At 63.1% G+C, this 14,062-nt stretch carries 15 protein-coding genes; 5 read left to right on the top strand and 10 right to left on the bottom strand.

The annotated features are described in order from the left end of the window. Nucleotides 1–5: 5 nt before the first annotated feature. From K5X80_RS14685 to K5X80_RS14730, 10 genes are all read right to left on the bottom strand, one after another. Nucleotides 6–1,163, bottom strand: coding sequence for an acyl-CoA dehydrogenase (locus K5X80_RS14685; RefSeq protein WP_222558452.1), 1,158 nt, complete (start codon nucleotides 1,161–1,163; stop codon nucleotides 6–8). Beyond that, entirely contained in the window at nucleotides 1,163–1,912 is a 750-nt protein-coding gene (locus K5X80_RS14690) for an enoyl-CoA hydratase family protein (protein WP_222558453.1), read from the bottom strand. Before K5X80_RS14690 ends, K5X80_RS14685 begins: the two co-directional genes overlap by 1 nt. Nucleotides 1,913–1,922: 10 nt before the next feature. Then, nucleotides 1,923–2,993 carry an NAD(P)H-dependent flavin oxidoreductase gene (locus K5X80_RS14695; protein WP_222558454.1) on the bottom strand — a complete coding sequence of 357 codons (1,071 nt, stop codon included), beginning with the start codon at nucleotides 2,991–2,993 and terminating at the stop codon, nucleotides 1,923–1,925. Continuing rightward, nucleotides 2,993–3,907, bottom strand: coding sequence for an enoyl-CoA hydratase (locus K5X80_RS14700; RefSeq protein ID WP_261390558.1), 915 nt, complete (start codon nucleotides 3,905–3,907; stop codon nucleotides 2,993–2,995). Before K5X80_RS14700 ends, K5X80_RS14695 begins: the two co-directional genes overlap by 1 nt. A gap of 67 nt (nucleotides 3,908–3,974) precedes the next feature. Further along, nucleotides 3,975–5,156 (bottom strand): lipid-transfer protein, encoded by a 1,182-nt coding sequence (locus K5X80_RS14705; RefSeq protein WP_222558455.1) that lies wholly within the window; start codon nucleotides 5,154–5,156, stop codon nucleotides 3,975–3,977. After that, nucleotides 5,153–5,584: a Zn-ribbon domain-containing OB-fold protein gene (locus K5X80_RS14710; protein ID WP_222558456.1), complete on the bottom strand. Its 432-nt coding sequence runs from the start codon at nucleotides 5,582–5,584 to the stop codon at nucleotides 5,153–5,155. The genes K5X80_RS14705 and K5X80_RS14710 overlap by 4 nt, the downstream gene beginning before the upstream one ends. Then, complete coding sequence (locus K5X80_RS14715; protein ID WP_222558457.1) at nucleotides 5,581–6,372, bottom strand: CoA-transferase subunit beta; 792 nt, start codon at nucleotides 6,370–6,372, stop codon at nucleotides 5,581–5,583. Before K5X80_RS14715 ends, K5X80_RS14710 begins: the two co-directional genes overlap by 4 nt. Then, complete coding sequence (locus K5X80_RS14720) at nucleotides 6,372–7,250, bottom strand: CoA transferase subunit A (RefSeq protein ID WP_261390559.1); 879 nt, start codon at nucleotides 7,248–7,250, stop codon at nucleotides 6,372–6,374. Before K5X80_RS14720 ends, K5X80_RS14715 begins: the two co-directional genes overlap by 1 nt. A gap of 43 nt (nucleotides 7,251–7,293) precedes the next feature. After that, the gene (locus tag K5X80_RS14725; RefSeq protein WP_222558458.1) at nucleotides 7,294–8,214 is read right to left on the bottom strand and encodes a VOC family protein; all 921 of its coding nucleotides are present in this window, start codon (nucleotides 8,212–8,214) and stop codon (nucleotides 7,294–7,296) included. Nucleotides 8,215–8,218: 4 nt separating this feature from the next. Further along, entirely contained in the window at nucleotides 8,219–9,028 is an 810-nt protein-coding gene (locus K5X80_RS14730) for an SDR family oxidoreductase (protein WP_222558459.1), read from the bottom strand. Nucleotides 9,029–9,169: 141 nt separating this feature from the next. Here K5X80_RS14730 and K5X80_RS14735 point away from each other — a divergent pair, with 141 nt between their 5' ends. The 5 genes from K5X80_RS14735 (at nucleotide 9,170) to K5X80_RS14755 (ending at nucleotide 14,018) form a co-directional block, all read left to right on the top strand. Then, complete coding sequence (locus tag K5X80_RS14735; RefSeq protein ID WP_222558460.1) at nucleotides 9,170–10,381, top strand: acyl-CoA dehydrogenase family protein; 1,212 nt, start codon at nucleotides 9,170–9,172, stop codon at nucleotides 10,379–10,381. 11 nt (nucleotides 10,382–10,392) lie between these two features. After that, nucleotides 10,393–11,208, top strand: coding sequence for an alpha/beta fold hydrolase (locus K5X80_RS14740; protein WP_222558461.1), 816 nt, complete (start codon nucleotides 10,393–10,395; stop codon nucleotides 11,206–11,208). Continuing rightward, on the top strand, nucleotides 11,205–12,008 hold the full coding sequence (locus tag K5X80_RS14745; protein ID WP_222558462.1) for a fumarylacetoacetate hydrolase family protein: 804 nt from the start codon (nucleotides 11,205–11,207) through the stop codon (nucleotides 12,006–12,008). The genes K5X80_RS14740 and K5X80_RS14745 overlap by 4 nt, the downstream gene beginning before the upstream one ends. Before the next feature lie 75 nt (nucleotides 12,009–12,083). Beyond that, nucleotides 12,084–12,494 carry a nuclear transport factor 2 family protein gene (locus K5X80_RS14750; RefSeq protein ID WP_222558463.1) on the top strand — a complete coding sequence of 137 codons (411 nt, stop codon included), beginning with the start codon at nucleotides 12,084–12,086 and terminating at the stop codon, nucleotides 12,492–12,494. Nucleotides 12,495–12,560: 66 nt separating this feature from the next. Further along, on the top strand, nucleotides 12,561–14,018 hold the full coding sequence (locus tag K5X80_RS14755; protein WP_222558464.1) for an FAD-dependent oxidoreductase: 1,458 nt from the start codon (nucleotides 12,561–12,563) through the stop codon (nucleotides 14,016–14,018). Nucleotides 14,019–14,062: the final 44 nt, after the last annotated feature.

The following is a 14,062-nucleotide window of genomic DNA, read 5'->3' on the forward strand; positions in this document are numbered from 1 at the left end:
CCTCCTTACTTGCGCGGCAGGCCAAGCATACGCTCGGCGATGATGTTGCGCTGGATCTCGTTCGAACCGGCATAGATCGGCCCGGCGAGAGCGAAGATGTAATCGTCCATCCAGTCGTACGCATAAGCATCCGGCGCTTCCTGCGTCAATTCGGCCCTGGGGCCGAGGATCGCGAGCGCGGTTTCCGTGAGATGGATGTCCAGTTCCGACCAGAAAATCTTGTTCGTCGACGCTTCCGGCCCGATCTTGGCCCCCGCCATCAGGCGCGATGCCGTCTGGTAGATGTTCAGCGCATAGGCTTCCGCGTTCATGAACGCGCGCGTGACTTCGGATGCCAGCGCCGGATCGGCGGTTTCCTTGTTCGCTTCCCACAGTTCGGCCAGCTTGGCCGCCGCCACCTGATAGCGCGCGGGCGAACGGAGCATCAGCCCGCGTTCGAAGCCGGCGGTGGCCATGCAGATGTGCCAGCCCTGCCCTTCATCGCCGAGGCGATTGAACGCGGGAACGCGCACGTCTTCGAGGAAGATTTCGGCAAAGCCGACATGGCCGTTGATCTTCTTGATCGCGTTGACCGTCACCCCGGGGGCGTTGAGCGGGAAGAAGATCAGGCTCATGCCGTGGTGGCGTTCGGTGCCCGGTTCACGGAACAGGCCGAAAGCCCAGTCGGCAAAGACCGCGCGGCTCGACCAGATCTTGTGGCCGTTGAGCACGTATTCGTCACCCTCGCGCACGGCGGTGGCGCGCACCCCGGCAAGATCGCTGCCCGCCTGCGGTTCGGACCATGCCTGCGCCCAGATTTCCTCGCCCGAGGCCATCGGAGGGAGGAAGCGGGATTTCTGTTCATGCGTGCCGAATTCCATCAGCGTGGGGCCGAGCAGGAAAATGCCGTTCTGGTTGACGCGGCCCGGCGCACCGGCGCGGTAGTATTCCTCCTCGAAGATCAGCCACTGGATCAGGTCCACGCCGCGGCCGCCGTATTCCTTCGGCCAGGTCACCATGCCCCAGTCGCCCTGCTTCAAAGTCGCTTCCCACTTGCGGTGCGCTTCGAACCCTTCGCGAGTGGCGTCGTAATGTTCCAGCGGCTCTGCCGGAACATGCGCTTCGAGCCAGGCGCGCACTTCCGCGCGGAACGCCTGCTGTTCGGGAGTGTACGAGAGATCCATCAGAACGATGCCGCCTTGCCGGTTTCCACGAAAGCGTCACGCGCTTTCTGGCTGTCTTCGTGCATGTACATTTCGAGCGTGAAGCCCTGTTCCCAGCGATAGCCGCGATCCACGTCGCGCGCTTCGAGGCCGTTCAGCGCTTCCTTGGCGATGACCAGCGCCTTGCGCGACTTGGAGGCGATCACCTTGCAGAATTCGCGCGCTTCGGTTTCGAGATCGGCGCGCGGCACGACCTTTTCCACGGCGCCGAGGCGATAGGCTTCCTGCGCCGGGATGTTGCCGCCGGTGAAGAACGCCGCGCGCACCTTGTGCAGCGGCAGCATGCGCGACATGTGGCTGGCCCCGCCCATCGCGCCGCGATCGACTTCCGGCAGCGAGAAGTAGGCGTCGTCAGCGGCGATGATCGTGTCCGATCCGCCGCAGATGCCGATGCCGCCGCCGATCACGAACTTGTGCACGGCCACCACGACGGGGATTTCCGCTTCGTGGATCGCCTTGAACGTCAGGAAGTTGCCACGGTTCAGGATCGTGATCCGTTCCGGATGCGCCTGCATTTCCTTGATGTCCACACCGCCGCAGAACCCGCGCCCTTCGGCCCGGATGAGGATGCAGTTCACTTCGGGATTGCGCGCCGCTTCGTTGATGATGCCCGGGATCGACATCCAGGTGGCACTGTCGAACGCGTTGACCGGCGGCACGTCGAAGACGATCTCGGCGATACGGTCCTTGATGGTCGTGGTAATCGGCATATCAATCTCCTCAGGCGCCGGTGGCGCACAGTGCCTGCAAACGTTGTTCCGCTTCGGCCACGATCCGGTCGATCAGTTCCTGGCAGGTCGGAATTTCGGTGATGCGTCCGCCGACCACGCCGGTGGCCATGACGCCGTTTTCGATATCGCCATCGACCACGGCCTTCTGGATCAGCATCGGCATGGTCGCGGCCATCATCGCCTGCTTGAGCGGCATGGCGCCGTGCGAGGTCATGCCCCTGGCCGATTTCAATAGGTCGATCCACGAAGCGCCGGTCTGCTTTTTCATCGCCATGCTGGCTTCGATCGCCCGCGCCCACATGCCGAGCTTGCCCGACTTTTCGATCCGGTCCATCAGCTTCGAACGGACCATGCGCTGCGGGATACCGTCCAGCTTGGTGGTCAACACGATGCCATCGGTCGAGGCGCGCAGGTATTCGCCCTTGGTCACTTCGGGAACCGGGCTTTCCTGGGTCAGCAGGAAACGCGTGCCCATGGCAATGCCGACCGCGCCATAAGCCAGCGCCGCAGCGAGGCCGCGCCCATCGGCGAAACCGCCACTGGCGATCACCGGCACATCAACCGTATCGAGCACTTGCGGCAGCAGCACGGTGGTCGGCACCGAACCGGTATGCCCGCCGCCTTCGCCGCCCTGCACGCTGACCATGTCGACGCCCAGTTCGACCATCTTCTGCGCGTGCTTCACCGCACCCACGGTCGGGATGCAGAGGATGCCGGCATCGCGGAAACGGCCGATCATCTTTGCGTTGGGCCCGCGCCCGAAGCTGACCGCGCGCACCTGGTCCTTGTTCTCGATAATCAGGTCGACGATCTTATCCGCGCCCGGCTGGAACGAGTGGAAATTCACCCCGAACGGACGATCCGTGCCCCGGCGCACCTGCAGCAGCTTTTCGCGCGCTTCGTCCGGAGTCATCACCGCCGCGCCGAGGAAACCGAAAGCCCCGGCATTGGACGAGCCGATCACCAGGCTCGGTTCCGCCACCCAGCCCATCGCGGTCTGGATGATCGGCACGCGGCAGCCCAGCCGCTCGACCAGAATCGTGTTCAACGCATTGCTCATCATTCGGTATCCGTCTTGTCCGCAGCGGCCTTGTTCGCCGCCGCCATCGACTTCGCATCCATGCCGCCGAGGCTGTTCGACGACAGCAGGTCGCTCTGCGCATGCGCGAAGTGATGCATGTGGAAATGGGCGTCGGTGGCGCTGCGCTTCCCTCGCAGCTCCTCGACGTGATTAAGAGCCTGCTTGGTCAGCCAGTTGCCCAGACGCGGGCGGGCAGCCAGTTCCTCGCCCAGCTTCTGGACATCGGCCAGCAGGTTTTCACGCGTGGTCAAACGGTTGACCATGCCGAAGTTGTAGGCGCGTTCCGCCGGCAGGCGTTCGCCCAGAAGAATGAATTCCTTGGCGATGCGTGGCGGCAGTTCGAAACCGTGCGCGAAATATTCCACGCCGGGAATGCCCATGCGGTTCACCGGGTCCTGGAAGAAGGCATCGTCGGTGGCGACAATGATATCGCACACCCAGGCCAGCATCAGGCCACCCGCGACACAAGCGCCCTGCACCGCCGCGATTGTCGGCTTGGGCGCATCGCGCCAGCGGCGGCACATGGTGAGATAGACCTCATGCTCGCGCGTATAGAGGAATTCGACGCCCGGCTTGTTGGTATGATCGGGGAGCAGCCCCACCCGGTCCCAGCTCGCCGTGACATCACGGCCCGGCGTGCCGATATCGTGCCCGGCGGAAAAGTGCTTGCCTTCGCCGCGCAGCACGATGGCGCGCACGGCATCGTCGTCCACCGCCCGGCGGAACGCCGCATCCAGCGCATAAGTCATCTGACTGTTCTGCGCGTTGTTGTACTTCGGGCGATTGAGAATGATATGGGCAACCGGCCCGACCACTTCGTAGCGGACGGGCTCCTCGGTTTCATAGTGGATGTCGGCCTTGGGCGGTTCGACCAGGCGATCCAGTTCGTTCATGAAGTCCTCCCGACCGGGCGGATACCATCATCCGCACCGGCCACCCCTGTCGCGCATAAGCGCGCCATCACGCCTTTACAATCACCGATGATCCATGGCCGAACAGGCCCTGGTTCGCTGTGATACCGACCTTGGCGCCCTGCACCTGCCGATCGCCGGACTGGCCACGCAACTGCCATGTCAGTTCGCACACCTGCGCGATGGCCTGCGCGGGCACGGCTTCGCCGAAGCAGGCAAGGCCGCCCGAAGGGTTGATCGGCATGCGCCCGCCGATGCGGGTGGCGCCTTCGCGAACCAGCCCCGCCGCTTCGCCGCGCGGGCAGAGCTGCAGGTCTTCCATCCAGTCCATTTCAAGTGCGGTCGACAGGTCATAGACTTCGGCAACCGATACGTCTTCGGGGCCGATGCCTGCTTCTTCGTATGCCTTGCGCGGCAGGGCGGCGCGGAAGCTGTGCGCGTCCATCGCCACGGCGCTGTCGGTGGCAAGGTCGGGCATTTCGATCACGGCCGAAGCGAATGTCGGCGTCACGGTCGAAATCGCGGCGATGCGCGGGGCATTCGCCTTGCCGATCTTGCGCGCATAATCGAGGCTGCACACGATCAGCGCCGCGCCGCCATCGGACGTGGCGCAGATATCCATCAGGCGCAGCGGATCGGCGACCATTGCCGATGCCGCCACGTCTTCCATGGTGAACTTCTTGCGATAGCGCGCCTTGGGATTGGTGAAGCCGTGTTCGGCATTCTTGACTTTCACCCGCGCGAAATCTTCTTGCGTATCGCCGTACATTTCCATGCGGCGGCGCGCATAGAGCGCGAAATAGGTGGGGTTGGTGACACCCACACGGAAACGCACCCAATCCGGATCGTCCGGGCGTTCGCCCTTGGCCGGGGCAAGGAAGCCCTTGGGCGTGGTGTCCGCGCCGATCACCAGCGCGACTTCGGCCTGACCCGAGAGAATCTTGGCCCGGGCCGCGGCCAGCGCCTGCGAACCCGAGGCGCATGCGGCGTAGCTGGTGTTGACTTCGGCGCCCTGCCAGCCGAGCGCCTGTGCGAACGTCGCGCCCGCGACATAGCCGGGATAGCCGCACCGCATGGTTGCCGCGCCCGACACGAACTGCACGTCGCGCCACGAAATACCGGCGTCGGCCAGCGCTTCACGCGCCGCTTCGACACCATATTCCACGAATTTGCGGCCCCATTTGCCCCAGGGGTGCATACCCGCGCCGATGATTGCGATTTCCTGCGTCATGCCACGGGCTTCCACTTCCAGGTCAGCTTGCCTTCCGGTTCCACCGCATCGGGGATCGTTTCGAGCACCAGTTCCATTTCGAGGCCGGCCTTGAGCTGCTCGACGCCGACGCCCTCGACCACCTGGCCGAGGACGATCATCTTCTCTTTGGCGAGTTCGACAGCCGCAATCGCGTAAGGCTCGAACGGCTCTTTCGCGATATACGGCTCCGGCGGTTTGTAGCAGGCATTGGTAAAGGACCACAGCTTGCCCGTCCGCGAAAGCTCGACACTTTCGAACTGCGAACAATCACAGTCAGGATTGCGGCAGAACCCTTCCACGGACGGGAAGTAGAACGTGCCACATTTGACACAGCGCGAACCCAGCAAAGCCGGGCTCTCGCCAGTCGTGAAAAATCCCTCGAGTACGGGCTTCGCTGCTTGCGTCATGCAGTCCTCTTCGCCGGCGGGTTGTCCTTGATCACAGTCGCACGAATATTGTGCGGGTCAAGCTTGGCGATGATTTCGAGCGCTTCGGCAGTCGGCATCGGGGTTTCGGTAAGATCGCCCTTCTCCAGTTCGAAGCCGGTGGCTTCCTGCACTTCCTCGAAAGTCACGCCCGGATGGAGCGAGACGACGCGGATCGCATTGTCCTTGCCGCCGAAATCCATCACGCACAGATTGGTGACGATCACGCGCAGGTCGACGCCCGAATAGTTGCCGCCTGCCACGCGCTTCGCCGGGTTGTACCCCACGCCCGAGATCATATCGACTTCGCCCGGCACGAACACGCGGGCCGAATGCGCGGGGAAGAAGAACGAGTTCGTGTGATAGATGGTGTTGCCCGGGAAACCGCGCACACCCAGCATCTGCGTCTTGGGCTGCTGATACGTGCCGCCCATGTAGGACAGGTTGATCTGCCCGAAACGGTCGAGCTGGGTCGGCGTCACCATCGCATGGCGGCGGCCGGTCCACACCGCGCTGTCGAAGAAGCGCGAGAACGGCAGGTGCCCCGCACGCTTGCGATCGTCGTAATTGCGCGGGCCCAGCGGCACGGGCTGTTCGACCAGATAGGCTTCTCCATCGGTCATCATCAGTTCCGGGCTGTGAGTCAGCTTGGCCACGCTAGCCGCCAGACGCGGCACGGGGCCGACGCCGGTTGCCACCACTTCACCGTTGTTGCGGAAAGCTTCCGAGCACGCAAAGATGCACAGTTCAGTCAGAGATACTTCAGTCATCAGAATATCGGCAACGGAAGACCCGCCACCGCCTCCTTTCCACCAACGCTTTCCAGATAGGCTTCTTCGCTCGCACCCACGAAACGATCGGCCACGGCTGCCCAGTCGCCCGGTTCCTTCGCCGCAGCGGCGTAGGCCTTGAACGCCTTCATGTCCCAGCCATAGTGCGGGGGCATGGAACTGGGATGCGCGCCATAAGGCATATGCACCACACCATTGACGAAGCACCGCTCGAAGACATTCGCATGCGCTTCCGCTTCGTAGTGGTCTTCCATCTTGTCGACCAGTTCTTCGCACGAAACGAAAGTCTTGGCCGCCGCCTTGGCGAACCATTCGTCATAGTACGAGTCGGGGCCAAGCAGATGCACGTTGCCGCGCCAGTCGCTGCGGTTGGCATGAATCAGCGCCACATCCAGCTTGATAGCGGGCATCGCGATCAGGGTTTCGCCGTCTTCATAAGGCGACTGAACCGTCTTGAGCCCGCCCAGTTCGGCGAGATCGGTGCCGAGACCCACGCGGGTCGGCAGGAACGGCAGGCCGAACGCAGCGGCCTTGAGGCCCCACTGGAACATGCCTTCGTCGAGTTCGAGCACTTCGATCTGGCCTGCTTCGCGCGCCTTGCGGAACCAGGGTTCCAGCGGAATCGCATCGAGCGAGACGAACGCGAAGATCAGCTTCTTCACTTTCCCTGCCGCGCACAGCATGCCGACATCCGCGCCGCCATAGGCGACAACCGTGAGGTCCTTCACATCCGAACGGAGGAGTTCGCGCACCAGCCCCATGGGCTTGCGGCGCGGCCCCCAGCCGCCAATGCCGATGGTCATGCCATCCTTTATCTGCGCGACGACATCCGCCGCGCTCATCCGCTTGTCTAACATTCGCTTACCTTCTTCAGAAAATCAGCTTCGCAGCAACCGGGCGTCATGCCCCCTGTTGCTCTTCCAGAGCCTTTTGCCAGGCCCAAAGGTGCCCCCACTCACTCGGTTGGAGATGAGCGGTAGGCACCCACGACTCTGGGTCGATCACCAGAGGATCGCAGCCGATCTCCAAATCGAACCCGCCCGGCGTCTGCATGTAGAAGCCGAAGGTCTGGTCGTTGACGTGCCGTCCGAGCGTGGCGCTTTCCGGCACCTTGGCCGCGCGCATGCGGTCATGGCATTTGCCCACGTCGGCAATGGTCTTCATTTCGAGCATCAGATGGATGCAGCCCGAAGGCGGTTGCGGCATTTCGCCAATCGCGATCGAGTGGTGGCGGCCGTTGTCAGCGTGCATGAAAGCCATGCCCATACCCGGATCGGCCGGATCGTCGCTGAAATGGAACCGCGGGATATCGGTGTCGCGGAAGCCCACGACATTGCGATAGAAATCATGGGTTTCGTTGAAATTGGGCGCGGCGAACACCGCGTGACCCATTCCCATGTCGCCCGTCACGAACCCTTCGACACCCACCGGCGAAACGAACGCGACATCATCGCGCTTGTCGCCATGGAAGAATTCGAGGCCATTGCCCGCCGGATCGCTGGTGCGGAAGAACGCGGCAACGCCGCGCACCGCGGCTTCTTCGGCCGAACCGTCTTCCACCGGGCGGCCCGCCGCCGCGACAGCCGCTTTCAGCGATTCGAGCGAAGCGGCATCGGCCACTTCGTAGCCCGCGGCGATGAACTTCTCCTCCGCGCCCGGACGAATCCAGAACCGGAACGGGCGGCTGTCGACGCGATAGAACGCGCTACCGTCCGGCGCGCCTTCGCCGCGCATCGTCCCGACGACGTCGGCCATGAAATGATCCCAATCCGCCATCTTGGCGGATTCGACGATCACATATCCAAGTGCCTTCACTCCCATGATGTCAGGCTCCTTTCAGCAAATCCAAGAAATAGGGGCGTTCGCCGCCCCCGTCGACATTGAGGCGAGCCCCGCTCACCCAGCCGGCCATGTCCGAGCACAGCCAGAGAATGGCCCCGGCGACATCTTCGCCCATCCCCATGCGTTGCAGCGGGATCGACCTGGCGACCCCGGCCTGCGCGTCCTCGTCGCCATAGGTCGCTTCGGCGGTTTCGGTCGACATCAGGCCCAGGATGATGGCGTTGACCCGGATGTTGTCCGGCCCCCACTCCTGCGCCAGAGTCTGCGTCAGATTGAGCAGGCCCGCCTTGGCCGCGCCATAAGCGGCGGTCATCGGTGAAGGCCGGATGCCCGAAACGCTGGCGATGTTGACGATGCTGCCGGCCCCTGCCGCCTTCATCACCGGATAGGCCGCCTGCGACAGATACATCGCCGAACTGAGATTGAGCTTGATGATCGCGTCGAAGAAGCGCGGACTGGCCGTCGCGGCTTCGGCATGCGGCGAACCGCCCGCGTTGTTGATCAGGAAATCCAGCCGTCCATGCTTGGCGACGACCGCATCGACAAACGCCTTGGCCTGATCCGGATCGCGAATGTCCGCGGCATGGAAAGCCACGCCATCGGGCAGATCGTCCGGTTCGTTACGCCCGCAGATTTCGACTTTGCATCCGGCCTGCGCCATGGTCGCGGCAATGATGCGCCCAAGGCCCCGAGTCCCGCCCGTGACGATGGCCACGCACCCAGTGAGATCAACAGCAAACTTGCCTGACAACGGCTTTTCTCCCACACTGTCACGCCGAACACCAATCGGCATGGGTTAAGCAGATTCGAAAACACTCATATCCAAAGCCAACATGCTTTTCAATTGACGATTTGCGTATCACATGGCACAAAAAATTACGAATGCTTCGCTGTAAGCCCGTTTGATTCGAGCTCTATGGGAGAGAACGCCAAGATGGCCACTGCCGCTCCGTCCACGACACCCGGATCCATCCCCACGCATGAAGAACTGGTGGCGCGCGCGCGCGCCATGGTTCCCGTGCTGAAAGAACGCGCCCGCAAATGCGTTGCGGAACGCGACGTTCCGGCCGAAACCATTGCCGAAATGCAGGAAGCCGGTTTCTTCCGCATTCTCCAGCCGAAGCGCTGGGGCGGCTATGAAATGAATCCCAACGCCTTCTACGATGTGCAGAAGACTCTGGCCGAAGGCTGCATGTCCACCGGCTGGATGTACGGCGTTGTCGGCTGCCACCCCTACGAACTGGCGCTGTTCCACAACGAAGCGCAGGAAGAGGTCTGGGGCGAGGACACCTCGACTCTCGCTTCGTCGAGCTACCAGCCCGTCGGCAAGGTCACGCGCGTCGAAGGCGGTTTCCGCCTTTCCGGCCGCTGGGGCTTCTCGACCGGCTCGATCCACTGCCAGTGGGTGATTCTCGGTGCGATGGTCCCGCCGGCCGAAGAAGGCGGCCCGCCGGATATGCGCGCGTTCCTGCTGCCGCGTAAGGATTACACTATCGATCGCGATGCCTGGCATGTGTTCGGCCTTCAGGGCACGGGCAGCCACGACGTGATCGTGGACGATGTGTTCGTTCCCGAATACCGCACGCACCGTTCGGTCGACGGGTTCCTCTGCACCAACCCCGGTCAGAAGGAAAACAACGGCCCGCTCTACACGCTGCCCTGGGCGCAGGTGTTCACCCGCTCGGTATCGACCGCGGCGTTCGGCGGCGCCCGCGCTGTCGTCAACGGTGCGATCAACATCATGCAAAGCCGCGTGTCGACCAACACCGGCAAGGCATCGAAGGCCGATCCGTTCCTCCACGAAGCGATTGCCCGCGCCCACGCGCAGATCACCGAAATGGAAAACACGCTGCGGCTGACGTTCGATGAACTGATGGGCTATGCCGAACGCGGCGAAACCATCCCGATGGAGAAGCGGACACTCTTCGCCTACAATTCGTCGTCGGTCGTGCGCCGTCTGGCCGATCTGGCGGATGACATGGTCAAGCTGCTCGGCGGCCGGGCGATCTACATGTCCAGCGAAGTGATCCAGCCCTGGCTCGATCTCCACGCCGGCCGTGCGCACGTCGCCAACGATCCGAACAACCGCACTGCCGATGTGATCGGCGGTATCCTGGGTGAACCGCCGAGCTTCACCTTCCTCTGAGGAAAGACCCCATGGCCGATCTCAAGGAGGCAACCTATGCCGTTGCCGGTGGATACGATATCCATCTGAAAGAGGCCGGCTCCGGCCCTGCCGTGGTGTTCATCCACGGCAGCGGCCCGGGGGCATCGGGCTCTTCCAATTTCCGGCGCAACATCGACGCGTTCGTGGATGCCGGTTTCCGCGTCATCCTGCCCGATCTCATCGGTTATGGCGCATCGTCGAAGCCCGAAGGCATCGATTACACGCTCGAACTGTTCACCGACACGCTCTACGATGCCCTGCGCCAGCACGGTATTGAGAAGGCGTCGCTGGTGGGCAATTCGCTGGGCGGCGCCATCGCCATCCAGATGACACTCGACCATCCTGAATTCAGCCATAAGCTGATCATGATGGCGCCCGGCGCGGTGGCGGAACAGGCAAGCTATTTCACGCTGCCAGGCATCGCCAAGATGCGCTCCGGTTTCGGCGGCCCCGATTTCAATATCGAGGAACAGCGCCGCCTGATTTCCAACCTGATGCATCCCGATTCCGCGCATCTGATTTCCGATGAGCTGGTAGCCGAACGCTTCGCCGTGGCCAGCACCCAGCCCAAGGACGTGCTGGTGCGGATGAAAACGCCCAATCTCGGGCCACGTCTGGGCGAGATCAGCCATCCGATCTTCGTGTTCTGGGGCCTGAACGACGAGTTCTGCCCGGAAGAGCACAGCCGTCTGTTCCTCGATGCCTGCCCCGATGTCCGCGCGATCACCTTCGCGCGCTGCGGCCACTGGGTCCAGGTCGAACGGGCAAACGAATTCAACCACTATTCGATTGATTTCCTGTCATGAGCAAAGCCGAATTGTATGGCCGCGAATTGTACGAAGCGCTGCGCGGCCGGCGCTCCCTTACCCCGCTGATCGAACGCGACAGCGATCTCACCGTTGATGATGCCTATGCGATCAGCCTCGATTTCCTCGCCCGCCGGGTGAAGGATGGCGAAAAGGTTGTCGGCAAGAAGATCGGTGTCACCTCCAAGGCGGTGCAGGACATGCTGGGCGTGCATCAGCCCGACTTCGGCTTCCTGACCGACTGGATGTTCGTCGAAGGCGATATCGATGTTGATGCCAAGGCGCTGATCGCGCCGCGCGCGGAAGCGGAAATCGCCTTCATCCTGAAGGATAGCCTGAACGGCCCCGGCGTGACCGCCGCCGATGTCATGGCCGCGACCGAAAGCATCGCGCCCTGCTTCGAAATCGTCGACAGCCGCATCAACGACTGGAAGATCAGCATCGTCGATACGGTGTCCGACAACGCTTCGTGCGGGGTCTATGTGATCGGCGACGCGCGGCTCGATCCGCGCGAATTCGATCTGCCGGGCCTGCATGTCGCCGTCACCAAGAACGGCGAACCGCTGTCCGAAGGCTATGGCAACGCGGTTCAGGGCGATCCGGCGCAGGCGGTGGCCTGGCTGGCCAACACGCTCGGCGCCTATGGCGTGACGCTGGATGCAGGCGACGTGATCCTGTCGGGTTCGCTTGTCCCTCTCGCCCCGGCGGTGAAGGGCGATACGTTCGAAATGATCCTGAGCGACAAGAACCCGGCCGAAGGCGGGCGGGCGCTCGGCAACTGCGTCGCCCGCTTCGTCTGATAGAAAGCGCTGACACAAGGGGGGCCAGCCGAATACGGCAGCCCCCTCATCTCTTGACCCGGGGAGGACGCCGACATGAGCGTCGAACAGAATATTGCCGCTGTCGAAGCTTTCATTGCCGCGATGAATGCGGGTGATGTTCCCGCTATCGTCGATGCCTATGCGCCCGATGGCAGTGTCACCACCATGGGCAACACCCTGATTTCGGGCACGTTCGACAAGGCTGCGATCACGATGGCCGCGGGCCGGATTTTCGAAGCCTTCCCCAGCGGCATCCGTTTCACCGTCCACGCGATCACCGCGCAGGACGATCGCGTGGCAGTCGAAGCGTCCTCCCAGGGGATGCACGTATCGGGCCGCGAATACCGCAATCAGTACCACTTTCTGGCCCGCCTGCGCGACGGCAAGATCGTCTCGTGGAAGGAATACTGCGACACCGAGGCGATCACCGAAGTGTTGTGCGGCGGCCAGCGTCCCGCCGCCTGAAAACGGGCCGATACAAAACACAACCGGCATGCCCATCGGATCGCGAGGGCATTGAATGAGGATCACATGACCGAGATTTCCCTGCACAAGCCCTACCCCGCGGCCGAAGTCGCCCAATGGGACTTTGAAACCGATGTCGCCGTGGTCGGCTTCGGCGCCGCGGGTGCCTGCGCGGCCATCGAAGCCGCCAACGCGGGCGCCAGGGTCATGCTGTTCGAACGCAATTCGGGCAGCGGCGGCGCCTCGGCGCTGTCGGGCGGGGAAATCTACATCGGCGGCAACGGCGGGACGGATGCCCAGCGCGCGGCCGGTTTCGAAGATTCGACCGAAGATTTCGCGGCTTATCTCAAGGCGGCTGGCGGACCGTGCGCGGACCATACCAAATGCGATCTCTACGCCCGCGAAGCGCTGAACCACTATGAATGGCTGAAAGCGCAGGGCGTGCCCTATCGCGGCAATTACCTGCCGGGCAAGCTGATCGAACCGACCGACGATTCCACGCTCATCTGGTCGGGCAGCGAACAGGCCGAGCCGTTCCGCTCGCTTGCCAAACCTGCCCCGCGCGGCCACGTGATCCAGCATATGGGCTGGGGCGGCGGCCGTCCGCTGGTCGACATCCTCGAAGCCAGCGCCCGCAATCTGGGCGTGGAAGTGGTGGTCGATGCCCGCGCCGTCGCCCTGATCCGCGACGGCGAACGTATTTGCGGCGTGGTGATGCGGATCGACAACCAGAACCGCTTCATCAAGGCGAACAAGGGCGTCGTCCTCGCCACCGGCGGCTTCGTGATGAACGAAGAGATGCGCCGCCGCTATTGCCCCGATACGTTCAAGATCAACAGCCCGATCGGCGACAAGGACGACGGTTCGGGCATCGAACTGGGCGTCAGCGCGGGCGGCGATGCGATCCATATGGAACAGTTCTTCACCACGTGCCCGTGGACGATGCCGGAACCGCAGGCTTATGGCGTGTTCGTCAACGAAGCCGGACAGCGCTTCATCAACGAGGATTGCTACCACGGCCGTGTCAGCCGCTATGCGTTCGACCAGTTGGGCCGCCGGGTGTTCCTGCTGCTCGACATCGCCCACTTCGATCAGCCGCTCGAACTCGCGGGGATCACTATCGCCGGAACGGGCGAGACCTGGGAGGAAGTCGAGCGTGAACTCGAAATGGCCGAAGGTACGCTCAGCCGGACGATGGAATTCTACAACCGGCACGCCGCCGAAGGGAAAGATCCGCTGTTCAACAAGCAGCCGCCGATCCTGACGCCGCTGGATAAGGGGCCGTTCGTCGCGCTGGAGTTGAATTTCGAACATTCCTACTTCAGCTTCTTCACGCTCGGCGGATTGCGCACGTCCACTGACGGGGAAGTGCTGGATCGCAGCGGGGCGCCCGTCCCCGGCCTTTATGCCGCGGGCCGCTGCACATCGGGCCTGCCCGCGTGGGGCCACGGCTACAGCTCGGGCATGAGCCTGGCCGACTGCACTTTCTTCGGCCGCCAGGCGGGCCGCAAAGCCGCCGCGTGAACGCGGCCACGACAACGAAACAGAACGAGAGAGGAATCGACGCA

The sequence above is a fragment of the Caenibius sp. WL genome (assembly GCF_019803445.1).
Classification (GTDB): Bacteria; Pseudomonadota; Alphaproteobacteria; order Sphingomonadales; family Sphingomonadaceae; genus Caenibius.